The sequence below is a fragment of the Trinickia dabaoshanensis genome (assembly GCF_002879885.1).
In the GTDB taxonomy this organism is placed as follows: Bacteria; Pseudomonadota; Gammaproteobacteria; order Burkholderiales; family Burkholderiaceae; genus Trinickia; species Trinickia dabaoshanensis.
This window is the reverse complement of record NZ_PNYA01000095.1, coordinates 1-394: the sequence shown is the minus strand read 5'-3', so window position 1 is coordinate 394 and position 394 is coordinate 1. Positions and strand designations below refer to the sequence as shown.

Genomic DNA, 394 nt, shown 5'->3' with positions numbered 1-394 from the left:
GTGGTAGCAAGACCACGCAGTTCCAGCTTGCCGTAGATGAACGGTTTGAACAGCTCCAGTGCCATTTTCTTCGGCAGACCGCACTGATGCAGACGCAGGTATGGACCTACGGTGATTACAGAACGACCGGAGTAGTCAACACGCTTACCGAGCAGGTTCTGACGGAAACGACCCTGTTTACCTTTGATCATGTCGGCCAAAGATTTCAGAGGACGCTTGTTAGAACCGGTGATCGCACGACCGCGACGACCGTTATCCAGCAGGGCGTCTACCGCTTCCTGCAGCATACGTTTTTCGTTACGTACGATGATGTCCGGCGCAGCCAGATCCAGCAGACGTTTCAGACGGTTGTTACGGTTAATGACGCGACGATACAGATCGTTCAGGTCAGAAG

Annotated in this window: 1 protein-coding gene; it reads right to left on the bottom strand. The window is 53.3% G+C overall.

Features of this window, described 5'->3' with window-relative positions; all coding sequences use genetic code 11:
* A partial coding sequence (locus C0Z18_RS32525; protein ID WP_199189613.1) for a hypothetical protein occupies positions 1 to 394 on the bottom strand: 394 nt, incomplete at both ends.